At 72.8% G+C, this 21939-nt stretch carries 16 protein-coding genes; 7 read left to right on the plus strand and 9 right to left on the minus strand.

Annotated elements, in window-relative coordinates; translation table 11 throughout:
* Positions 1 to 271 precede the first annotated feature (271 nt).
* The gene (locus ACZ4VK_RS04625; protein WP_468348366.1) at positions 272 to 2086 is read left to right on the plus strand and encodes a glycoside hydrolase family 3 protein; all 1815 of its coding nucleotides are present in this window, start codon (positions 272 to 274) and stop codon (positions 2084 to 2086) included.
* A gap of 57 nt (positions 2087 to 2143) precedes the next feature.
* On the opposite strand, the gene ACZ4VK_RS04630 is transcribed toward ACZ4VK_RS04625, so the two are convergent.
* The 3 genes from ACZ4VK_RS04630 to ACZ4VK_RS04640 form a co-directional block, all read right to left on the minus strand.
* On the minus strand, positions 2144 to 3592 hold the full coding sequence (locus ACZ4VK_RS04630; RefSeq protein ID WP_468348368.1) for an aminopeptidase: 1449 nt from the start codon (positions 3590 to 3592) through the stop codon (positions 2144 to 2146).
* Between the two features lie 99 nt (positions 3593 to 3691).
* Positions 3692 to 4102 carry a hypothetical protein gene (locus ACZ4VK_RS04635; RefSeq protein ID WP_468348370.1) on the minus strand — a complete coding sequence of 137 codons (411 nt, stop codon included), beginning with the start codon at positions 4100 to 4102 and terminating at the stop codon, positions 3692 to 3694.
* 173 nt (positions 4103 to 4275) lie between these two features.
* Positions 4276 to 8007, minus strand: a complete 3732-nt coding sequence (locus ACZ4VK_RS04640) for an ABC transporter ATP-binding protein (RefSeq protein WP_468348864.1) — start codon at positions 8005 to 8007, stop codon at positions 4276 to 4278.
* Positions 8008 to 8238: 231 nt separating this feature from the next.
* Between ACZ4VK_RS04640 and ACZ4VK_RS04645 the strand changes: the two genes are divergently transcribed.
* On the plus strand, positions 8239 to 8607 hold the full coding sequence (locus tag ACZ4VK_RS04645; RefSeq protein ID WP_468348372.1) for a hypothetical protein: 369 nt from the start codon (positions 8239 to 8241) through the stop codon (positions 8605 to 8607).
* Between the two features lie 80 nt (positions 8608 to 8687).
* Here the strand turns inward: ACZ4VK_RS04645 and ACZ4VK_RS04650 are convergent, their stop codons facing one another.
* Positions 8688 to 10370: a thiamine pyrophosphate-binding protein gene (locus ACZ4VK_RS04650; RefSeq protein ID WP_468348374.1), complete on the minus strand. Its 1683-nt coding sequence runs from the start codon at positions 10368 to 10370 to the stop codon at positions 8688 to 8690.
* 90 nt (positions 10371 to 10460) lie between these two features.
* Complete coding sequence (gene speB / locus ACZ4VK_RS04655) at positions 10461 to 11441, minus strand: agmatinase (protein WP_468348376.1); 981 nt, start codon at positions 11439 to 11441, stop codon at positions 10461 to 10463.
* 132 nt (positions 11442 to 11573) lie between these two features.
* On the opposite strand from speB, the gene ACZ4VK_RS04660 reads away from it, so the two are divergent.
* Positions 11574 to 13088: a PucR family transcriptional regulator gene (locus ACZ4VK_RS04660; RefSeq protein WP_468348378.1), complete on the plus strand. Its 1515-nt coding sequence runs from the start codon at positions 11574 to 11576 to the stop codon at positions 13086 to 13088.
* Between the two features lie 91 nt (positions 13089 to 13179).
* Here ACZ4VK_RS04660 and ACZ4VK_RS04665 read toward each other — a convergent pair whose 3' ends face one another.
* Complete coding sequence (locus ACZ4VK_RS04665) at positions 13180 to 14202, minus strand: zinc metalloprotease (RefSeq protein WP_468348380.1); 1023 nt, start codon at positions 14200 to 14202, stop codon at positions 13180 to 13182.
* A 202-nt stretch (positions 14203 to 14404) separates the two neighbouring features.
* Positions 14405 to 15013 (minus strand): hypothetical protein, encoded by a 609-nt coding sequence (locus ACZ4VK_RS04670; RefSeq protein ID WP_468348382.1) that lies wholly within the window; start codon positions 15011 to 15013, stop codon positions 14405 to 14407.
* 163 nt (positions 15014 to 15176) lie between these two features.
* Between ACZ4VK_RS04670 and ACZ4VK_RS04675 the strand changes: the two genes are divergently transcribed.
* From ACZ4VK_RS04675 to ACZ4VK_RS04685, 3 genes are all read left to right on the plus strand, one after another.
* Positions 15177 to 16358 carry a helix-turn-helix domain-containing protein gene (locus ACZ4VK_RS04675; RefSeq protein ID WP_468348384.1) on the plus strand — a complete coding sequence of 394 codons (1182 nt, stop codon included), beginning with the start codon at positions 15177 to 15179 and terminating at the stop codon, positions 16356 to 16358.
* 124 nt (positions 16359 to 16482) lie between these two features.
* Positions 16483 to 17640, plus strand: a complete 1158-nt coding sequence (locus ACZ4VK_RS04680; RefSeq protein ID WP_468348386.1) for an acyl-CoA dehydrogenase family protein — start codon at positions 16483 to 16485, stop codon at positions 17638 to 17640.
* A gap of 6 nt (positions 17641 to 17646) precedes the next feature.
* Positions 17647 to 18516, plus strand: coding sequence for an acyl-CoA thioesterase (locus ACZ4VK_RS04685; RefSeq protein WP_468348388.1), 870 nt, complete (start codon positions 17647 to 17649; stop codon positions 18514 to 18516).
* A gap of 292 nt (positions 18517 to 18808) precedes the next feature.
* On the opposite strand, the gene ACZ4VK_RS04690 is transcribed toward ACZ4VK_RS04685, so the two are convergent.
* Positions 18809 to 19585 (minus strand): phosphatase, encoded by a 777-nt coding sequence (locus ACZ4VK_RS04690; RefSeq protein WP_468348390.1) that lies wholly within the window; start codon positions 19583 to 19585, stop codon positions 18809 to 18811.
* Positions 19586 to 19642: 57 nt separating this feature from the next.
* Positions 19643 to 20242, minus strand: a complete 600-nt coding sequence (locus tag ACZ4VK_RS04695; RefSeq protein WP_468348392.1) for an SACE_7040 family transcriptional regulator — start codon at positions 20240 to 20242, stop codon at positions 19643 to 19645.
* 87 nt (positions 20243 to 20329) lie between these two features.
* Between ACZ4VK_RS04695 and ACZ4VK_RS04700 the strand changes: the two genes are divergently transcribed.
* Positions 20330 to 21937 carry a carboxyl transferase domain-containing protein gene (locus tag ACZ4VK_RS04700; RefSeq protein ID WP_468348394.1) on the plus strand — a complete coding sequence of 536 codons (1608 nt, stop codon included), beginning with the start codon at positions 20330 to 20332 and terminating at the stop codon, positions 21935 to 21937.
* Positions 21938 to 21939 lie beyond the last annotated feature (2 nt).

The following is a 21939-nucleotide window of genomic DNA, read 5'->3' on the forward strand; positions in this document are numbered from 1 at the left end:
CGATACGGCCGTGGGCGGCGGGGCCGCCAGGGGATTCCGGGCGGGCCGGGCGGGCGACCATGTGGCGGACGGGAGCGGCGCGGCGCCCGCCGATCGGGGTGCCGGTCCGTACGCTCCAGGAACCCCGGCCCGGGATCGCCGCCGTGGGCGATTCGTGCGCGGGTCCTTGACCTGGCAGTTACTTTCGGGCTATCCGTGACTCCTTGGAAGTTTCCTTCAGCGGGAGGCTTCCGCGGTTTCCCCCAACCTCGCACGGCCGGAAGGAGCATCAGTGCACCACCGCGCCCCCGCCCCCTCCCGACGCACCCTCCTCACGGTGACCGCCGCAGCCGCCGCGGCGGCCGTCACCGGAGTGAGTACGCCCGCCCACGCCGACCAGGACCACAGGCTCCGGCGGATCATCGACCGCATGTCGCTCGAGGAGAAGGTCGGCCAGCTCTTCGTGATGCGGGTGTACGGCCACTCCGCGACCGCACCGGACCAGGCCGACATCGACGCCAACCTCCAGGAGATCGGCGTCCGTACGGCCGCCGAGCTGGTCGAGCGCTATCACGTGGGCGGGGTCATCTACTTCGCCTGGGCCCACAACACCCGCGACCCGCAGCAGATCGCCGAGCTGTCCAACGGCATCCAGCAGGCCGCCCTCGCGCAGGACACCCCGGTCCCGGTGCTCATCTCGACGGACCAGGAGCACGGCATCGTCTGCCGGGTGGGCGAGCCCGCCACCCTGGTGCCCGGGGCGATGGCCCTCGGCGCCGGGGGCTCGCTCGCGGACGCCCGTAAGGCGGCGCAGATCGCGGGCACCGAGCTCGCGGCCGTCGGCATCCGGCAGAACTACGCGCCGGTCGCGGACGTCAACGTCAACCCGGCCAACCCCGTGATCGGCGTCCGCTCCTTCGGCTCCGACCCCACGGCGGTCGCCGGTCTGGTCGCCGCGCAGGTCAAGGGGTACCAGCGGGCCGGCGTCGCGGCCACGTCCAAGCACTTCCCGGGGCACGGCGACACGGCCGTCGACAGCCACTACGGGCTGCCGACGATCACCCACACCCGGGCGCAGTGGGCGGAGCTCGACGCGCCGCCCTTCCGGTCCGCGATCGCCGCCGGGATCGACTCGATCATGACGGCGCACATCGTGGTCCCGGCGCTCGACCCCAGCGAGGACCCGGCGACCCTCTCGCGGCCCATCCTCACCGGCATCCTGCGCGAACAGCTCGGCTACGACGGCGTGGTGGTCACCGACTCGCTCGGCATGGAGGGGGTGCGCACCAAGTACGGGGACGACCGCGTGGCGGTGCTCGCGCTGAAGGCGGGCGTGGACCAGCTGCTCAACCCGCCGAAGCTCGATGTGGCGTGGAACGCGGTCCTGAAGGCGGTCCGGGACGGTGAGCTGACGGAGGAACGGCTCGACGAATCGATCCTGCGGATCCTGCGGCTGAAGTCGAAGCTCGGTCTGTTCCGTAACGCGTACGTGTCCCGGGCCGGCGTCGAGCGGGTGGTCGGCACCGCCGCCCATCTCGCGCAGGCCGACCGGATCGCCGAGGCCACCACGACGCTGCTGCTCAATGAGGACGGCTTCCTGCCGCTGAGCCCGGCCACGCACGGCTCGGTCCTCGTCGTCGGCGCGGATCCGGCCTCGCCGTCCGGGACCACCGGGCCGCCCACCACCACCCTCGCGACGGCGCTGAAGGAGCTCGGGTTCACCGCGACCGCGCTCTCCACCGGGATCACCCCGACGGGCGCGCGGATCGAGGAGGCGGTGGCGGCCGCGGCCGGCAGGGACGTGGTCGTCGTCGGTACGTACAACGTCACGGCGACCAGCCCGCAGCGCACGCTCGTGGCGCGGCTCGTCGCGACCGGGGTGCCCGTGGTGACGATCGCGATCCGCAACCCGTACGACATCGCCCGGATCGCCGGCCAGCGGGCGACGCTCGCCTCCTACTCCTGGACCGATGTCGAACTCCGGGCGGCCGTACGGGTCCTGGCGGGCCGGGCCCGGCCGCAGGGCCGCCTTCCGGTGCCCGTGCAGAGCACGGACGACCCGGCGAAGGTGCTGTATCCGGTGGGCCACGGCCTGTCGTACGGCTGACGGACGGACGAGGGGGGTGCGCCCGGTCGGGCGCACCCCCCTCACCGCGCAAGGCGGTTACGGCCGCAGGCCGTGTTCCCGGGTCACGTCCTCGTCGACCGGCTTGTCGAGGCGGGCGTCGAAGCGGGCCAGCGGCTGCGCCGCCTGGACGGCCGGGGCGGGGACGCCGGCCCAGGCCAGGATGCGGGCGGTGGCGTTCTCCCGCTCGGCGTCGACGAGCCCGGCCACGTTCGCGCCGTGGTTCGCGCCCGGCGCGGTGTAGACGTAGCTGTCGCGCGCGGTCTTGCCGAGGTGGAACGGCTCGGCGCCCCACGGGTCGTTGCCGCCGTAGACGAAGAGCATCTGGTTCGCGTTCCTGCGGACCCAGTTGTCGACGTCCCGCATCACCTGCGGCTGGAACTTCATCGGGATCGAGCTCGGGACGAAGTTGCGGGCCGGCTGGTAGCCGTAGCGGCTGAGTCCGTCCAGGTGCGGCTGCTTGATGGTCGGCGAGCCGAGCTGGGTCGCCGCCTGGTAGTAGTACGGCGTGTAGTACTCCAGGCCCTGGTCGGTGTAGGCGGCCCAGCCGGAGTACGCGTCGATCGTCTCGTAGACGGTGTCGTCGCTCGCGGTCTTCGCGTCCGGGATCTGGTCGCAGACGTCCTCGCCGTAGTACTGCCAGAAGCCCCACACGAAGTCGAGGACGACGGCCTCGTAGGCCTTGTCGAGCGTGCCGACCGTGTTGAAGGTGGCGCCCTCGGTCTCGGCCCACTCCTTGTACTTCTTCTGCAGCGGCTCGCGGCGGACGAGGGCCTCGCGCTGCATGCCGTTCAGGCGGTCGCGGCACTCCTGGGTGCCGACGTTCGCGAAGAACCGGTCGTAGGCCGAGTCCTCGTTGTTCACCACGTCGTTCGGGGCGACGTAGGCGACGACGCCATCCATGTCACGCGGGTAGAAGCGCTCGTAGTAGGTGGCGGTCATGCCGCCCTTCGAGCCGCCGGTGGAGAGCCAGTTCTCGCTGTAGATCTTCTTCAGCGCGGTGAAGATCCGGTGCTGGTCGCTGGCCGCCTGCCAGATGTCGAGCTTCGACCAGTCGGCCGGCTGCGGGCGGGACGGCGTGAAGAAGCGGTACTCCATGGAGATCTGGTTGCCGTCGACGATCCGGGTCGGCTCGGCACGGCTCGGGGTGGTGCTCAGGCCGTAGCCGCTGGTGCGGAAGACGGTGGGACGGTCCGTGCCCTTGTGGAGGACGGAGATCCGCTGCTGGAAGGTGCCCGCCCACGGGCGTCGGTGGTCGATCGGCTGTTCGTAGTTCAGCACGAGGTAGCGGTAGCCGGCGTACGGCTTCTCCTCGATCAGGCTCATCCCGGGGATCGCCAGGATGCGGTCCTTGATGTCCGTGCTCGGCGAGTCGGCGACAGCCGTGCTGCTGTCGGCCTCCGTGTTCGCGGCGGTGGCCACGCCCGTGGAGCCGACGGTGCCTATGAGCACCGAGAGCGACACCAGCCATCTGAGCGACTTGCGCATTCGTCCTCCCCTTGGTTCACAACGGTGTCGCGAACCTAGCGGGGGCAACGTGTGGACCGCCAGACCCAGTTGGTCCTTACCCTTGGACTTTCCTTCGGATCAGCACAGGATCCAGCCCGTGGACGTCCCCCGCCCGGACACCGAAGCGACCGCACGGACACAGCGGTTGAGGGCGTGGACGGTGACGGGCCCGGTCTGCCGGCCGTACCGTCCGGCCTTGACGGCGGGGCGGCCGCCGCGCGGCTGGAGCGAGACACTCATCGGCCGGGCGGCTCCCGGGCGCTTGGCGACGGTGACGGCGCAGGCGTAGTGGCGGGTCTTGTAGAGGCGCAGCTCGCCGGTGGCGAAGCGGTAGGTCTTGGTCGGCCGGCCGTGGCAGACGGAGGCGGCGTCGGCGGTCCCGGCGCCGGGTCCTGGGAGCACGAGCAGGCTGAGGGCGGCGAGGAGCGGGACGAGGACACGGGTGAGCAGCCGTCGGCCACGTCGTGGCTTCTGCGTGTCCGTGGGCATGCGGTCCCCTCCCGAGTGAATCGGCGTACGGGCGTACGACGCGCCAGGCCCCGGAATGGTTGCCTCCGGCCCGGGCTCCTACGAGAGCGCGGTGAGGAGGAGCAGCAGGAAGAGAGCCTCGGCGCCGAGCTGGGTCAGGAACGCCGCCCGGCGTCCGGGCGGACGCCCCGTACTCACACCCGCTCCGACTCCTCCTCGTCCACGGGCTCCCCGATGAAGGTGCTCCACAGCGCCGCGTACCGGCCGCCGAGAGCGAGGAGTTCCTCGTGGGTGCCGTCCTCCGCGACCCGGCCGTGGTCCATGACCACCACCCGGTCCGCGCGGGCGGCCGTGGTCAGCCGGTGGGCGACGACCAGGGTCGTACGGCGGCCCGCGAGACGGTCGGTCGCCTGGTTGACCTGGGCCTCCGTGGCCAGGTCGAGCGCCGCCGTGGCCTCGTCGAGGAGCAGCACGTCCGGGTCGACGAGCTCGGCGCGGGCGAGGGCGATCAGCTGGCGCTGCCCGGCGGAGAGGTTCCGGCCGCGCTCGGCGACCTCGTGGAGGTAGCCGCCGTCCAGGGTGGCGATCATGTCGTGGGCGCCGACCGCGCGGGCCGCCGCCTCCACCTCGGCGTCGGTCGCCTCGGGACGGCCGTACGCGATGGCGTCGCGGACCGTCCCCGCGAAGAGGTACGCCTCCTGGGGGACGACGCCGAGGCGGTGGCGGTACGCGGTGAGGTCGAGGTCCCGCAGGTCGGTGCCGTCGGCGGTGACGCGGCCGCCCGTCGGGTCGTAGAACCGGGCGACCAGCTTGACCAGGGTGGACTTGCCCGCGCCGGTCTCACCGACGAACGCGACGGTCTGCCCGGCCGGGATGCGCAGGTCGATGCCGGTGAGGGCGGTCTCCTTCTTCGCGGTGCCGTCCTCTCCGCCGTACGCGAAGGAGACGTCCTCGAAGGCGATCTCGCCGCGCAGCGAGCGGACGTCCAGGGGCGCGTCGGCGGCGGCCGTCGACGTCGGCTCCTGGAGGAGCTCCTGCATCCGCTTCAGCGAGACGGTGGCCTGCTGGTAGCCGTCGAAGACCTGCGAGAGCTGCTGCACGGGGGCGAAGAACAGGTCGATGTAGAGGAGGTAGGCGACGAGCGCGCCGGTGGTGAGCGTGCCGGCCTCGATCCGGTTCGCGCCGACGATCATGACGGCGGCGGCCGCGGCCGAGGACAGCAGCGTCACGAACGGGAAGTAGATCGAGATCAGCCACTGGCCCCGGACGCGCGCCTCTCGGTAGGAGTCGCTGCGCTCGGCGAACCGGGCCGCGCCCGAGCGCTCGCGGCGGAAGGCCTGCACGATCCGCAGACCGGAGACCGACTCCTGGAGGTCGCCGTTGACGACGCTGATCCGCTCGCGCGCCAGCTCGTACGCCTTCACGCTGGAGCGGCGGAAGAAGTACGTGGCGACGGCGAGGACCGGCAGGGTCGCGAAGACGACCAGGGCGAGCTGGAGGTCGAGCACGAGCAGCGCGACCATGATCCCGAAGAAGGCCACGACGGAGACGAAGGCGGTGACGAGGCCGGTCTGGAGGAAGGTGGACAGGGCGTCCACGTCCGTCGTCATCCGGGTCATGATCCGGCCGGTGAGCTCGCGCTCGTAGTAGTCGAGGCCGAGCCGCTGGAGCTGGGCGAAGATCTTCAGACGGAGCGCGTAGAGCACCCGTTCGCCGGTGCGGCCGGTCATCCGGGTCTCCGCGGTCTGCGCGACCCACTGCACGAGCACCGTGACCAGGGCGAGCGCGGAGGCCGCCCAGACCGCGCCGATCGCGAGCCGGTTCACGCCCTCGTCGATGCCGTGCCGGATGAGGACGGGAAGCAGCAGGCCCGCGCCGGCGTCGAGGGCGACAAGGCCGAGGCTGATGAGCAGCGGGACGCCGAAGCCGCGGAGCAGCCTGCGCAGGCCGTACGTGTCCTCGGGCGACACCGCGCGGGCCTCGTCGACGTCGGGGGTGTCGGCGGCGGGCGGCAGGGCCTCGACGGCGGCGAGCAGTTCGGGGGTGGCCCCGGGTGCGGCGCTCTCCTCGCCGGCGGCCTCGTCCCGTACCCAGAGGGTCGGGGTGATGCCCCGCTCGGCGTCGAACTCCGCGTCCAGCTCGGCCCTCAGCGTGCGGTCCTCGGGGACCTCGGGCGGGGTGACGTGGCCGGGCGAGACGGCGCCCAGCTCCTCGGGGTCGGTGAGCAGCCGGCGGTAGAGCGGGGAGCGCTCCTCCAGTTCCGCGTGGGTGCCGATGTCGGCGAGGCGGCCGTCCTCCAGGACGGCGATGCGGTCGGCGAGGTTGAGGGTGGAGCGGCGGTGCGCGATGAGCAGGGTCGTACGGCCCGCCATCACCGACTTCAGGGCCTCGTGGATCTCGTGCTCGACCCTCGCGTCGACGGCGGAGGTGGCGTCGTCGAGGAGGAGGAGCCGGGGGTCGGTGAGGATCGCGCGGGCGAGCGCGACGCGCTGGCGCTGGCCGCCGGAGAGGGTGAGGCCGTGCTCGCCGACCTTGGTGTCGTAGCCCTCGGGCAGCTCGGCGATGAACCGGTCGGCCTGGGCGGCGCGGGCGGCGGTCTCGATCTGCTCCTGGGTGGCCTCCGGGAGGCCGTACGCGATGTTGGCGCGGACGGTGTCGGAGAAGAGGAAGGAGTCCTCGGGGACGAGCCCGACGGCGGCGCGCAGGGAGTCGAGGGTGAGCTCGCGGACGTCGTGGCCGCCGACGAGGACGGCGCCGTGGGAGACGTCGTAGAAGCGGGGCAGGAGGAGGGAGACGGTCGACTTGCCGGAGCCGGAGGCGCCGACGACGGCGACGGTCTCGCCGGGGCGGATCTCCAGGGAGAAGCCGTCCAGGACCGGACGCCCGTCCTCGTACGCGAAGCTCACGTCGTCGAACTCGACGGTGGCGGGCGCGTCGGTCGGGAGTTCCTTCGTGCCGTCCTGGATGACCGGCTCGGTGTCGATGAGGTCGAGGACCCGGTCGACGCCGGCGCGGGCCTGCTGGCCGACGGTGAGGACCATGGCGAGCATGCGGACCGGGCCGACGAGGGAGGCCAGATAGGCGGAGAAGGCGACGAAGGTGCCGAGGGTGATCTGGCCGCGGTAGGCGAGCCAGCCGCCGAGGGCGAGGACGGCGACCTGGCCGAGGGCGGGCACGGCCTGGAGGGCGGGGGTGTACCGCGAGTTCAGCCGGACCGTCCGCATCCGGCCGGCGAACAGCTTCCGCCCCGCCTCGCGGATCTTGCCGGTCTCCTGGTCCTCCTGGCCGAACCCCTTGACGACCCGGACGCCGGTCACGGCCCCGTCGACGACTCCGGCGACGACGCCGGCCTGCTGCTGCGCGTACCAGGTGGCGGGGTGGAGACGGGTGCGGCTGCGCTTGGCGATGAACCAGAGCGCGGGGGCGACGGCGAGGGCGACGAGGGTCAGGGGGATGGACAGCCAGGCCATGACGGCGAGCGAGATGAGGAAGAGCAGGATGTTCCCGATGGTCATCGGGAGCATGAACAGCAGGCCCTGGATCAGCTGGAGGTCACTGGTGGCCCGCCCGACGACCTGCCCGGTGGACAGCTCGTCCTGCCGCCGCCCGTCGAGCCGGGTGATGGTGGCGTACATGTCGGTGCGCAGGTCGTGCTGGACGTCGAGGGCGAGCCGGCCGCCGTAGTAGCGGCGGACGTAGGTGAGGACGTAGACGAGGACGGCGGCGCCGATGAGGAGGCCGGTCCAGACGCCGAGGTCGCGGGTCTTCGTCCCGATGACGTCGTCGATGATCACCTTGGTGACGAGCGGCACGAGGGCGAGGACGGCCATACCGAGCAGGGAGGACCCGAGCGCGAGGACCACGTTCGCCCGGTACCGCCAGGCGTACCCGGCAAGCCGCCGGGCCCAGCCCTGCTGCCGGCCCACCGCCGGCCGCCCGTCGTCCGCCGGTTGTCCGTCCGCCGCCTGTCGCTGCCCCACCGCCGCCACGAATGGCCTCCCGTTCGTCCTGCTCTGCCGGAAGGCCCAACGCCGCTGGGCTGGGATTTCATCCCGCCGCAACAAACCGGCGGGGAGTGGCCGGGTGGTCGCCACGGGTAGGTAACGTCCTGGGGCCGCCGGGCGGGCGGTGCCGTGGACGGACCGGAAGGGGTGCTTGTGGCGCGGAGGCAGGGCAGGGCCTACATGTGGGGGCAGCTGCACGCGGCGCTGTACGTACTGGAGGGGGTGGCGGTCGGGAAGACCGGTCTGGGAGCCCCGTCCCGGCTGAAGAGGACGACGGACACCCCGCGCAGCCACTTCGTGCGGCTGTTACAGGAAGCGGGGCCGCACGTGCTGTTCGCCCTGGAGAAGGGCGGTCCGCACGCCGAGATCGCCGAGGCCCTCGTCGGAGACGTCATGAAGCTGGTACCGCCGGGGCAGATGCACGACAAGAACCTGGGTCCCGACGAGAGCGCCGAGTTCCATCGGGGGTACGAGGAGCAGCTCGCCCGGTACCGCGAGAGGTGGGAGTCGCTGGTCGTCTGACCCAGGGGCGTCCCGCCGATCAGGCCCGGCACGCGAGGGCCCCGGGGCCCCGCGGGGGCGGCGGGCCCGGGCCCCTCGGCTCACAGGTGCGTCGGTTCGAACATTCTCAGGAGGGCCGGGAGGACCACCACCGACGGGCCCGGGGTCGCCAGGGACTTCGTCAGGTCGGTTGTCAGCGTCTCCGGGGTCGTCAGGGTCGCCGGGACGCCGAAGGACTCCGCCAGGGCGACGAAGTCCGGGCGGGTGAGTTCGGTGGCCGTGGGCTCGCCGAAGGCGTCCGTCATGTACTCGCGCAGGATGCCGTAGCCGCCGTCGTCGACGATCAGCCAGGTCACGTCGAGGCCGTACTGCTTCGCCGTCGCCAGCTCGGCGATCGAGTACATCGCGCCGCCGTCGCCGGAGACCGCGAGGACCGGCTGGGACGGGTCCGCGACGGCCGCGCCGAGAGCGGCGGGGAAGGCGTAGCCCAGGCCGCCCGCGCCCTGCGCGGAGTGCATCGTGTTCGGGTGCCTCGCGTCGAAGGCCGACCACGCCCAGTACGCGAGGATCGTCATGTCCCAGAAGCTCGGGGAGCGGCCCGGCAGCGCCTCCCGTACGGCCGCCACGATCCGCTGCTCCAGGCCCAGGTCCTGCGCGGCGATCCGGTCCCGGACCTTGCCGAGGACGGCCGCGACCCGCTCGGGGGCCGTCGGGTCCCGCCGCTCGGGGGCCGTCTCCAGGAGCGCCTGGAGCGCGAGGCGGGCGTCCGCGTGGATGCCGAGCGCCGGGTGGTTGGACTCCAGCTTGCCCGCGTCGGCCTCGATCTGGATCACCCGGCCGCGCGGGGCGAACGTGTGGTAGTTCGAGGACAGCTCGCCGAGGCCGGAGCCGACGACGAGGAGGACGTCCGCGTCCTCCAGGAAGTCGGTGGTGTGCCGGTCCTCCAGCCAGGACTGGAGCGACAGCGGGTGCTCCCAGGGAAAGGCGCCCTTGCCGCCGAAGGTGGTGACCACGGGGATGTCCAGGCGTTCCGCGAGCGCCAGGAGCTTGCCGGAGGCGTCCGAGCGGACGACACCGCCGCCCGCGATGATCGCGGGCCGCTCGGCGTTCGCCAGGAGGTGGGCGGCGACCGCCGTCAGCTCGGGTCGCGGGACGACCTCCTCGGGCGTCGCGTCCATGGCCGTGACCACCGGCAGGGCGGTCTCCGCGAGGAGCACGTCCTGCGGGATCTCGACCCAGACCGGCCCGTGCGGGGCGGTGAGCGCCGACTCCCAGGCCGCCGCGAGGGCGGAGGGGATCTGGGACTGCGTACGGACGGTGTGGACGGACTTCACGATGTCGCGGAAGGACGCCTGCTGGTCGCGCAGCTCGTGGAGGTAGCCGTGCCGCCCGCCGCCGAGGCCGGCCGCCGGGATCTGGCTGCCGATCGCGAGGACGGGCGCGGAGGCGGCGGCGGCCTCCTGCAGCGCGGCGAGCGACATGAGCGCGCCGGGGCCGGTGGAGAGCAGCAGCGGAGCGGCCTCGCCGGTGATCCGGCCGTACGCGTCGGCGGCGAAGCCCGCGTTGTTCTCGACGCGGAGGCCGACGTACCGGAGGGGGGAGCGGCGCAGCGCGTCGAACATGCCCAGGGCGTGCTGACCGGGGAGGCCGAAGACGGTGGTGGCGCCGAGACCGGTGAGGGTCTCGACGACGAGGTCGCCGCCGTTGCGCCCGGGGGGCGGGTTCAGGGCGGCGGTCGTCTGGGCCTCGGTGGGGCGCAGGACCAGGTCGTGGTCGTGGGTCATGAGGTCCCTCTGGGCGTGGCTCGGACGGTCGGGTGGTCCGTGCCCGCCTCTTCGGCCCCGCGGGCCGGCCGGGCACGGACCACCAGGAGGTTACTTCGCGGCGTCGGCGCGGCCCGCCGCGATCTGGCGGGACATGATCGTCGTCAGTTCGTACGCCGTGTGCGACGCGGCGACCGCCGTGATCTCGGCGTGGTCGTACGCCGGGGCGACCTCGACGACGTCGGCGGAGACCAGGTTGCAGGAGGAGAGGCCGCGGAGGATCTCCAGGAGCTCGCGGGAGGTCATGCCGCCCGCCTCCGGGGTGCCGGTGCCGGGCGCGTGGGCCGGGTCGAGGCAGTCGATGTCGATGGAGATGTACAGCGGGCGGTTGCCGATGCGCTGGCGGAGCTGGTCGGCGACCTCGTCGGCGCCGCGGCGGTAGACGTCGGCCGAGGTGACGATGCCGAAGCCCATCTTCTCGTCGTCGGTGAGGTCCTGCTTGCCGTACAGCGGGCCGCGGATGCCGACGTGGGAGAGCGCCTCGGTGTCGAGGATGCCCTCCTCGACGGCCCGGCGGAACGGGGTGCCGTGGGTGTACTCGGCGCCGAAGTAGGTGTCCCAGGTGTCGAGGTGCGCGTCGAAGTGGAGCAGGGCGACGGGGCCGTGCTTCTTGGCGACGGAGCGGAGCAGCGGCAGCGCGATGGTGTGGTCGCCGCCGAGGGTCATCAGGCGGGCGCCGGTGCCGATCAGCTCGTCGGCGGCGGCCTCGACGGTCTCGACGGCCTCGTTGATGTTGAACGGGTTGGCGGCGATGTCACCGGCGTCCGCGACCTGGGCGAGGGCGAACGGGGAGGCGTCCTGCGCCGGGTTGTACGGGCGGAGCAGGCGGGACGCCTCGCGGATGGCGTTGCCGCCGAAGCGGGCGCCGGGCCGGTAGGAGACGCCGCTGTCGAAGGGGACGCCGACCACGGCGACGTCGGCGGTGCCGACCTCGTCGAGCCGCGGCAGCCGCGCGAACGTCGCGGGACCGGCGTACCGCGGGACGCGGGACGAGTCGATCGGGCCGCGGAAGGCGTTCTGGTCGCTGCTCATGGTCGGGTCCTCCTGGGGTGTGGCGGGTTGTGGGGCTCCGGCCCGCTTGATGCCACGACGGTAAGCGGCCGGAAAGCAGCACAGAAGTGTATGTTCCCTCCACTGTACGAGCCGATGGTGTACGAAGGATCCATGTCGTCGTCCCGCTCGGAGGCCCTCTCCACTCCCCCCGCACCACCCGTCTCGCTCACCGCGCTGCTCGCCCGCCGGGACCTCGGGCTCCGGCTGCTCACGGGGCCCGAGGACGTCTCGATCCACTGGGTGCACACCTCGGAGATGGCCGACCCCTACCCGTACCTCCTCGGCGGCGAACTGCTCATGACGGCGGGCGTACAGCTCACCGACCCTGCCCGGTACGTGGAGCGGCTCGTGGAGGCCGGCGCCGCGGCGCTCGGCTTCGGCGTCACCCCGGTGTACGACACGGTGCCGGCGGCCCTCGTCGAGGCGTGCGCCCGGCACGGTCTGGCGCTGATCGAGGTGCCGCCCGAGACCCCCTTCACGGCGGTGGCGCGGGCGCTGTGGCGGCTGATGGCCGAAGCGCGGCTGCACGAGCTGCGCCGGGTGACGGAGGCGCAGCAGTCCCTGGCGACGGCGGCGGCGAGACCCGCTCCGGTCCCGGCGGTCCTCGGCGCGCTGGCCTCGCGGCTCGCGGGGCGGGCGGTGCTCTTCGGGGCGGACGGTACGGAGTCGCTCGCGGCGGGCCGGGAGGTACCGGCGGAGGCGGCGCGCGCGCTGCGGGAACTCGCCGGGGTGCTCGGCCCGCGCCCGGGCGGCCCGGCCTCGGCGAGCGGGGAGGGCGGCGGGTTCCGGCTCGCCGCGTACGCCCTCGGGGGCGGTGACGGTCTGACCCTCGGCGTGGCGACGGAGCGTCGCGGCCCCGGCGACCACACGATCGCGGGGGTCGCCGTCGTCCTGCTCTCGCTCCTGACGGCCCCGCACCGGGGCGCGGACGTGACGGTACGGGACGGGGCCCTGGTCCGGCTGCTCCTCGGCGCACCCCCGGCGGAGGTCGCGGCAGCGCTGGGCCCCGGCCCCTGGACGGTGGTCCACGCCTCGGGCGGCGACGGCACCCCGTTCGCGGCGGCCTCACTGGCGGCGGCGCTGGGGACACCGCTGGTGGACGGGGGCCGTACGGCTCCCAGGGCGGCGGGCTCGGGCCGTACGGCTCCCGGGGCGGCGGGCTCGGGCCGTACGGCGCCGGGGGGTGCGCTCGGAGCCGTACGCCTGCTCCTGACCGCCTCCTCCCCCGTCACCGCTCAGTCCGGCTGGACGCTGGGCGTGAGCGCCCCCGTCGAGGCGGGCGAACTCGCGGCGGCGGACGCTCAGGCGGCGCGCGCCCTGCGGCGGGCGGAGGCGACGGGGGCGGAGCTGGTGCGGCACCGCGCGGGCGGGATCACCGCCCTGGTGGACCCGGACGAGGCCACCGCCCACGCGCGCGCCCTCCTCGCCCCGCTGACCGAACCACTCGCCGAGACTCTGCGCGTCTGGCTCTCGCTGCACGGCGGCTGGGACCGGACGGCCGTCGCGATGGACCTCCACCGCAACACCGTCCGCCAGCGGATCGCCCGCTGCGCCGGGCTCCTGGGACGGGACCTGGACGATCCGGACGTCCGCATGGAGCTGTGGTTCGCGCTCAAGTCCCTCTGAAAGGGGAGGCCGGCCTCTCACCGCGCGTGCTCTGCGCCGCGCGTCAGCCGCTCCGGCACCGCCGGATCGGCTCGGATCGGCTCGGATCGGCTCAGCGGACGCCCGCCGCCTGGGCGACGGCCAGTTCCTCGACCCGGCTGCGGTACGCCTCGGCCAGGTCGCCGCCGTCCGCACCGGGAAGTCCCTCCGGACCGGCCCCGAGCGATTGCAGGACCGCGTCCGCACGGGCCTGACGGTCCGCCAACGCGTCCGTGGTGTGCGGATACATCAGCTCGAGCCCCCGCTTGTCGCCGTCCGACAGGTTCTGCCCGTTACCGGTCGGCGCGCAGCTGCTGGGGGTGGACTTGTAGAAGAACGCCGGGAACCGGTACAGCATCACGGACTTCGGGTCGAAGGGTCCGGCGACGAGATCCGGGTCGTCCGCGGTGCGCAGGTTGTGATCCACCTTCGCGCGCGGCCACTGGTTCGGCTTCCCCGCGAGGAACGTGTAGATGCCGGGGCGCCGGCCCTGGGCGTCCGCCACGAAGACACCGCCCGGGTCCTGCGTGGGGACGTACCCGACTTCGTCCTCCCAGCGGAACTCGCCCTCGCAGGTGCCGCGCATGTTCTGGTGGGAGTGGTGGAATCCCAGCGCGTGCAGGAACTCGTGCCGCACGGTGCCCTCCCACTGGGCGGGCCTGTTCACCGCGAACCGCCCGAGGTTCAGGCTGCGCTGGCCGGCGTTGCCCCCGACCTGACCGCCTCCCGCACCGATGGTGGGGTCCGTGCTGTCGGTGCCCACCAGGGAGAAGAAGCCCGGCAGGTCGAAGCTGACCCGGATCTCGGCGGCGAGGGCGGTGTCGGCCGTGGTCCAGCGCCGGAACGTTCCGCCCCCGCCGCTCTGCCCGAAGTCGAGTGTCAGGTTGCAGGCGTCGGTGATCTGCTTCGTCGCTCCCGCGATGTCCGCGTGCAACTGGTCGTTCCCGTCGAGGAACGCGACCCGCACCGTCGAACCCAGTGGCCACCTCCCGATGTCGGTGATGAGGAACTCCAGGGCACCGGCCGACGCGCGCCTCCAGCGATCCCGTACTTCGATCTCCGCGACGATCTCGTCAGGGAGGGATTCGAGTTCCATGACGGGTTCCATGACGCACCCTTTCGCATCACGTTCGAAACGGTCCCCCGACCAGTACAGGTCTCACGACGGATGGGCTGCTCTGCTCGACGCACGAGCGTGCCGACACAGGAAGCTCACGTCCCAGTATCACCCGAATGGAGCTGTTCTGCGACGTTACTGTCGCTCTGGGTAGTTCAGCATTCATCGAGTTGACGGCGCATCAGAGCCAGAGCTTGTTGACGGCGGTCTTCGTCGTCGTGCGGAAGGCGGTCAGCGGGGCGTCCTTGAAGTCGCCCATCTGACCCCAGCGGACGAGGGTGACGGTGCGGCCGTCGCGGCCGACGGAGAAGAGGTGGATGTCGGTGATGCCGATCTGCGGGTCGGCGGTGTCCAGGCTGTAGACCCAGGCGCCCTCCTCGACGGCGAGCTTGCCGTGGGAGGCGCTGACGGCCCGCAGGCCCGGGTTCTGCCGCTCAAGCAGGGGGCCGCAGCCGGCGAGGGCCTTGCGGAGGGTGTCGACCAGCTTCACGGCGTCGGCCTCGGTGCGGGCGACGGTGGTGATCTGGACGCCGTTGGTGTCGAGCTCGGTGCTGAACTCGCGGTAGCGGGTGTTCTGCGCAGGGATCTTGTACGGGGCGCAGAGGGCGCCGCCGTTCTCCGGGACGCCGGTGAAGACCTGGGTGGCGGTCCACGGCGTCGACGACGGCGGCATCTGGGAGGCGGCGAGGAAGGCGGGCTGGGCGGCGGCCTGCGCCGGGGCCGTGGCGAGGGCCGCGAGGCCCAGGGCGGCAGCGGCGGCGGTGGCGAGTGCGGTACGGAGCTTGTGCATGGTGGTGGATCCCCCGTCGGGTCGTTCGGTCAGTGCTCGACCAGCGTCGGGCCGCCGCCCGCCGCCTGCAACAGTGACGCGCCCACCGTCCGTCCCGGAACCATTCCACCCCCGCTGACGTGCAAGGACGTGAAGGGTGGGACGCAGGGTCGAGGGGGATGGAATGCCGAAGGACGCCGCCGTCGAGGAGTTCGCGCGGCTCGTGCGCGGGCTGAAGGCACGGGACGGGAGGAGTTACGAGGCGCTGGGCCGGCGCCTGAGCGTCAGCGCGTCCACCCTCCACCGCTACTGCTCCGGCGCGACCGTCCCGGAGGAGTTCGCCGTAGTCGACCGCCTCGCCCTGCTGTGCGGGGCGGACGAGGAGGAGCGGCGGGCCCTGGAGGGGGCCTGGACCCGCGCGGACGGCGCCCGCCGCCCTCCGGCACCGGGACCCGGCGCGGAGCCGGCGCCCGAGCCCAGCCCGGAGCCGAAGCCGGAACCCGGCCCGAAGCCGAAGCCCGAGCCCGGCCCGGAGCCGGAGCCGGAGCCCGGCCCGGAGCCGGAGCCCGAGCTGGAACCCGTGCACGCGCGCGTGCCGGGCCTCCCGTCCGCGCGGCGGAGGCGCCGGTGGGGGTGGGTGGGCGTGGTCGTCGGAGCGCCGGCGGTCGTGGGGACGGTGACGCTCGGAGCCGTACTCCTGCCCGGGAAGGCCCGGGAGCGGGCCGCCGAACCACCGGCGCCGCTGACGTGGACGGTCGCCTCGCACATCTGGAAGAACGGGTGCGGGCACACCTATCTCGTGGAGCGGACACCCCCTCCCCCGCCGGAGGCGGCCGACGCGCGGAGCTGGGCGGCGGCGCAGGGGGCCGTGGACGGCGGGGAGACGCTGGTACGGGTGTCGGTGCAGGGGAAGAGCTCGGCGGCGGTGGTGCTCCAGGCGCTGCACGTGCGGGTGGTGGAGCGGGGCGCGCCGCTGCCCTGGGCGGCGTACCGGATGGACGACGGGTGCGGCGGGGCGGTGACGCCGCGCCGTTTCGAGGTGGACCTGGACCGGCCGCGCCCGGTGGCGCGGGCGCTGGACGGGTACGACGCCTCCGGGCAGGAAGGCCGTACGCTCCCGGCGGTCTCCTTCCCCTACGCGGTCAGCGCCGCCGAGCCGGAGGAGCTGCTGGTCTCGGCGGCGACGGCGGGGTGCGACTGCCGCTGGTACCTGGAGCTGGTGTGGAGCAGCGAGGGCCGTTCGGGGACGGTGCGGATCACCGACGGCGGCCGCCCCTTCCGTACCGCCTCGGTCACGGGCAGGCCCTCGTTCGCGTACGACACGGTGGGCCGCCGCTGGGTCGGGGAGACGGCGCCCGCGTCCTGAGGGACGTGACGTGGACAACCATGGGCGCCCAGATCTGGACAGCGGCGCGAACTGATGGGTAACTTGACTGAGCAAGCGCTTAGGCATAGTGGGCCAGGCGCCCAGGACTCCGAGGAGGCGGCTCGTGCGCCGTACCGTATTCAACGAGGACCACGAGGCGTTCCGGGAGACCATCCGCGCCTTCATCGAGGCCGAGGTCGTTCCCGTCTACGACGAGTGGTTCGCGGCGGGCCAGGCGCCCCGCGACTTCTACGCCAAGCTCGGGGAGCTGGGGATCTTCGGCATCAACGTGCCCGAGGAGTTCGGCGGCGCGGGCCTGGACACCCACAAGTTCGAGGCCGTCCTCTACGAGGAGACCTCGCGCGCCGGCGTGCAGTTCGGCGGCTCCGGCGTCCACGTGCTGCTGGCCCTGCCGTACATCAAGATGCTCGCCACCGGCGACCAGAAGAAGCGCTACCTGCCGAAGTTCGTCACCGGCGAGGAGATGTGGGCCCTCGCGATGACCGAGCCGGGCACCGGCTCCGACGTCGCGGGCATGAAGACCACCGCCAAGCTCTCCGAGGACGGCACCCACTACGTCCTCAACGGCTCCAAGACCTTCATCACGGGCGGCGTCCACGCCGACCGCGTGATCGTCTGCGCCCGCACCTCCGCCCCGACGGCCGAGGACCGCCGCTTCGGCATCTCCCTCTTCGCCGTGGACACCAAGTCCGAGGGCTACTCCATCGGCCGCAAGCTGGACAAGCTGGGCCTGCGCACCTCCGACACCGCCGAGCTCGCGTTCGTCGACGTCAAGGTGCCCGTCGAGGACCTCCTCGGCGAGGAGGGCAAGGGCTTCTCCTATCTCGGCCACAACCTGGCCTCCGAGCGCTGGGGCATCGCCTTCGGCGCGTACGCGCAGGCCAAGGCCGCCGTCCGGTTCGCCAAGGAGTACGTGACCGACCGCACCGTCTTCGGCAAGCCGGTCGCGCACTTCCAGAACACCAAGTTCGAGCTGGCCGCCTGCCAGGCCGAGGTCGACGCCGCCGAGGCGGTCGCCGACCGCGCCCTCGAGGCCCTCGACGCGGGCGAGCTGTCCCCGGCCGAGGCCGCCAGCGCCAAGCTCTTCTGCACCGAGGTCGCGCACCGCGTCATCGACCGCTGCCTCCAGCTGCACGGCGGCTACGGCTACATGAACGAGTACCCGATCGCCCGCCTGTACGCCGACAACCGCGTCAACCGCATCTACGGCGGCACCAGCGAGATCATGAAGTCGATCATCGCCAAGTCGATGGGCCTGTAAGTCCTGGTGCCCGACACACACAACGCCCTGGATGGCCTGCTCGATCTGCTCGACCTCGAGCGGATCGAGCGGGACATCTTCCGGGGCGAGTCCCGCTCCGCGCTCGTCCCCCGCGTCTTCGGCGGCCAGGTGGCCGCCCAGGCGCTGGTGGCGGCGGGCAGGACCGTGCCGGAAGACCGCCTCGCGCACTCCCTGCACGCGTACTTCCTGCGCCCCGGGGACCCCGGCGCGCCGATCGTCTACACGGTCGACCGGATCCGCGACGGCCGGTCCTTCACCACCCGCCGGGTCGTCGCCGTCCAGCACGGGCAGCCGATATTCCACCTCTCCGCCTCCTTCCAGGCGTACGAGGAGGGGCTCGACCACCAGGCCGGCATGCCGGCCGCGCCCGCCCCGGAGTCGCTGCCGACGGCCGCCGAGATGCTCCCCCGGCACCTTCCGGAGGAGATCGCGACCCGGCTCGTCGAGGCGCGCGCCGCGGTGGACCTGCGGTACGCCGACACCCCGCCCTGGGGCTCCGTCGGGGAGCCGCGCGAACCGCGCTCGCAGGTGTGGTTCCGTACGAACGGCAAGCTGGCCGACGACCATCTGCTGCACGTCTGCCTGGCGACGTACGTCTCGGACATGACGCTGCTCGACTCCGTCCTGCTCGCGCACGGGCGCGGCGGCTGGGCCCTCGGGGACGTGGTCGGGGCCTCCCTCGACCACGCGATGTGGTTCCACCGGCCGTTCCGGGCCGACGAATGGCTCCTGTACGACCAGGAGTCGCCGTCCGCCTCCGCCGGGCGCGGGCTCGGCCAGGCCAGGATCTGGACGCGGGACGGGAAGCTGGCCATCACCGTCATCCAGGAGGGTGTCGTTCGCGTTCCGCGCTGACGACCGGACGGCGCCCCTTGCCGGGCCCAGGCTTCCGCGCCCGAACCCGCACCCGATGTACGGCGCACAATCGGTGCGGGTCCAGGCACAAGGGGCGGAGGCGCCCGCCAAAGGGCGCCGTCCCGTGTGCCCACCCGTCCCGCCCAGCGGGACGATTGCCCACACGGGGGTGGGGTTGGGCGGCGGGTGCGCGCCGCCCCCGGGCGCGCGTGGGCGCAGCCCCTGGGTGGGGCTCCGCTCAGCGGGTGCGGGGCGCCGCCCAGTCGGCGCATCGCCCCCCCCAGCGACCCGCTCAGCTCGTCAGGCCCGCCGCGTTCAGGGTGTACGTCGTCAGGGGCTCGTAGAAGCGGGGGTCCAGGACGTGGTCGTCCAGGGGGATCGTGACCTGCATCGTGCCCTCCGCCTCGCCGATGAACAGCGCCGGGTCGTTGGAGTCCGCGTAGCCGACCGAGTCGATCCCCCGCTGTCCGGCCCGCCCCGCCCACCCGTGGTCCGCGATCACCAGGTCCGGCCGCCCGTCCTCCCCGAGCGCGTCGAGGATCGCGTTCATCGGCTCCGGCGAGTGGGTGTGCCAGAGGCTCGCCCCACGCTCGAAGACGGCGACGTCGGCGAACTGCACGACGTACCCCTCGTCGGCGACGAGCCCCCCTGGGATGCGGACGATGTCGCAGCCCTGGGCGCGCAGCGCGGCCGCGACCCTGCTGTGGACGTCGATCAGGGCGCCGGGGTGGCCGGTCGCGAAGAGGACCCGCTCGCGACCCGCGGCGGCCTTGCGAAGCCGGGCGGCCATCCGGTCGAGGCCGTCGACGGTGAGCTCGGGGTCGATGGTGTCCTGGCCGGCGCGGTGGGCCGGGTCGTCGATGACTCCGCAGCGCTCGGCCATCACGGCGAGCACGTCCTGCTCGTCGGCCCAGCGGTCGCCGAGTTCGAGGCCGAGCCAGTAGTGCCGGTCGCCGTTGGCGAGCTTGCGGTAGTGGGAGAGGTTGTTGTCGCGCGGGGTGGCGACGTCTCCCGCGATCCGGGTACGGACGAGGTGCTCGACGAGGGCGGCACGGCTGATTATCGGCATGGAGCACATTCTGGCCGAGCGGCGGACGCCTTGGGCACACGTTTCGCCCCGTGGACCTTACGGGAGGCCCGGACCGGCCAGCGCCCCGAACGCCCCGTGGGCCAGCCTGCGCAGCAGGTCCTCCATGGACCGGCGGCCGACCGTGGCCAGGTGCGGGGTCGAGTTCAGGAGGCCGAACACGGCGTGGACCGCCGTCCGTACCTCGCTCTCGGCCGCCTCCGGGTGGAGCTCGCGCACCACCGCCACCCACAGTTCGACGTACTGCCGCTGGAGCTGCCGTACCCGCTTGCGGTCCTCGTCCTTGAGCCGGTCGAGCTCCCGGTCGTGGAGGGTGATGAGCGGCCGGTCGTCGAGGGCGAAGTCGATGTGCCCGTCGATGAGGGAGCCGAGGAGGGCCTCGGGGTCGCCGGTGGTCGCACCGGCCCGCACCCGCCCGCCGTCGAGGAGCCGCTCGCTGATGCCCACGAGGAGCTCGGCGAGCATCGCGTCCTTTCCGGGGAAGTGACGGTAGAGACCGGGCCCGCTGATGCCGACGGCGGCTCCTATCTCGTCGACGCCGACGCCGTGGAAGCCGCGCTCGGCGAAGAGGCGCGCGGCCTCTTTGAGGATCTGCTCGCGTCGCGTCGGGGCGTCCGTGCGGGTCGGGCTCGTGGTCATGGATTCGATTCTAGACAACCCCGTTAGCGGTCGTTAACCTGAGCGCAATACGTTAACGCTCATTAACCGAGCAAGGGAGCTCGAGGGATGCAGCAGGCACCTGTGCTGACGAGTGCGGCGGATCCCGCATCGCCGGCCTGGCAGGCGAACGAGGCGGCGCACCACGAGCTGGCCGCGAACCTGCGCGCCACGCTCGCGGCGGCCGCGTTGGGCGGGGGTGAGAAGTCCCGGGCCCGGCACACCGCGCGCGGCAAGCTGCTGCCCAGGGACCGGGTGGACACCCTTCTCGACCCGGGTTCGCCCTTCCTGGAGCTGGCCCCGCTCGCGGCGCACGGCATGTACGGCGACCAGGCCCCGGCGGCCGGCGTCATCGCCGGTGTCGGCCGGGTCTCGGGCCGCGAGTGCGTGATCGTGGCGAACGACGCGACCGTCAAGGGCGGCACGTACTACCCGATGACGGTGAAGAAGCACCTGCGGGCGCAGGAGGTGGCGCTGGAGAATCGTCTCCCCTGCCTCTACCTGGTGGACTCGGGCGGCGCCTTCCTGCCGATGCAGGACGAGGTCTTCCCCGACCGGGAGCACTTCGGCCGGATCTTCTACAACCAGGCCCGGATGTCCGGCGCGGGCATCCCGCAGATCGCGGCGGTCCTCGGCTCGTGCACGGCGGGCGGCGCGTACGTCCCGGCGATGAGCGACGAGGCCGTGATCGTACGGAACCAGGGGACGATCTTCCTGGGCGGTCCGCCGCTCGTGAAGGCGGCCACCGGCGAGGTCGTCACCGCCGAGGAGCTGGGCGGCGGTGAGGTCCACTCCCGGATCTCCGGCGTCACGGACCATCTGGCCGAGGACGACGCCCACGCGCTGCGGATCGTGCGGAACATCGTGGCCACGCTCCCGGAGCGCGGTGCGCTGCCGTGGTCGGTGGAGCCGGTCGAGGAGCCGAAGGTCGACCCGTACGGGCTGTACGGGGCCGTGCCCGTGGACTCCCGCACTCCCTACGACGTGCGCGAGGTCATCGCCCGGGTCGTGGACGGCTCGCGTTTCCAGGAGTTCAAGTCCGAGTACGGGCAGACGCTGGTCACCGGCTTCGCCCGGATCCACGGCCACCCGGTCGGCATCGTCGCCAACAACGGCATCCTGTTCGCCGAGTCCGCGCAGAAGGGCGCGCACTTCATCGAGCTGTGCGACCAGCGCGGGATCCCGCTCGTCTTCCTGCAGAACATCACCGGTTTCATGGTCGGCAAGGCGTACGAGCACGGCGGCATCGCCAAGCACGGCGCGAAGATGGTCACGGCCGTGGCCACCACCCGGGTGCCGAAGCTGACGGTCGTCGTCGGCGGTTCGTACGGCGCGGGCAACTACTCGATGTGCGGCCGGGCGTACTCCCCCCGCTTCCTGTGGATGTGGCCCAACGCCAAGATCTCCGTCATGGGCGGCGAGCAGGCCGCGTCCGTCCTCGCGACCGTCAAGCGCGACCAGCTCGGCGACGGTTGGAGCGCGGAGGAGGAAGAGGCCTTCAAGGCCCCGATCCGTGAGCAGTACGAGTCCCAGGGCAACGCCTACTACGCGACGGCCCGGCTCTGGGACGACGGGGTCATCGACCCGCTGGAGACCCGGCAGGTCCTCGGCCTCGCCCTGACCGCCTGTGCCAACGCGCCCCTGGGTGACCCCCAGTTCGGCGTCTTCCGGATGTGAGG

The sequence above is a fragment of the Streptomyces sp. NPDC028711 genome (assembly GCF_055565415.1).

Excerpts from the sequence above, each read along its gene's own strand:
- ACZ4VK_RS04630 (WP_468348368.1), bottom strand. The coding sequence starts at position 3,592 with ATGCGCAAGTCGCTCAGATGGCTGGTGTCGCTCTCGGTGCTCATAGGC.
- ACZ4VK_RS04635 (WP_468348370.1), bottom strand. The coding sequence starts at position 4,102 with ATGCCCACGGACACGCAGAAGCCACGACGTGGCCGACGGCTGCTCACC.
- ACZ4VK_RS04650 (WP_468348374.1), bottom strand. The coding sequence starts at position 10,370 with ATGACCCACGACCACGACCTGGTCCTGCGCCCCACCGAGGCCCAGACG.
- speB (WP_468348376.1), bottom strand. The coding sequence starts at position 11,441 with ATGAGCAGCGACCAGAACGCCTTCCGCGGCCCGATCGACTCGTCCCGC.
- ACZ4VK_RS04660 (WP_468348378.1), top strand. The coding sequence starts at position 11,574 with ATGTCGTCGTCCCGCTCGGAGGCCCTCTCCACTCCCCCCGCACCACCC.
- ACZ4VK_RS04665 (WP_468348380.1), bottom strand. The coding sequence starts at position 14,202 with ATGGAACTCGAATCCCTCCCTGACGAGATCGTCGCGGAGATCGAAGTA.
- ACZ4VK_RS04670 (WP_468348382.1), bottom strand. The coding sequence starts at position 15,013 with ATGCACAAGCTCCGTACCGCACTCGCCACCGCCGCCGCTGCCGCCCTG.
- ACZ4VK_RS04675 (WP_468348384.1), top strand. The coding sequence starts at position 15,177 with ATGCCGAAGGACGCCGCCGTCGAGGAGTTCGCGCGGCTCGTGCGCGGG.
- ACZ4VK_RS04690 (WP_468348390.1), bottom strand. The coding sequence starts at position 19,585 with ATGCCGATAATCAGCCGTGCCGCCCTCGTCGAGCACCTCGTCCGTACC.
- ACZ4VK_RS04695 (WP_468348392.1), bottom strand. The coding sequence starts at position 20,242 with ATGACCACGAGCCCGACCCGCACGGACGCCCCGACGCGACGCGAGCAG.
- ACZ4VK_RS04700 (WP_468348394.1), top strand. The coding sequence starts at position 20,330 with ATGCAGCAGGCACCTGTGCTGACGAGTGCGGCGGATCCCGCATCGCCG.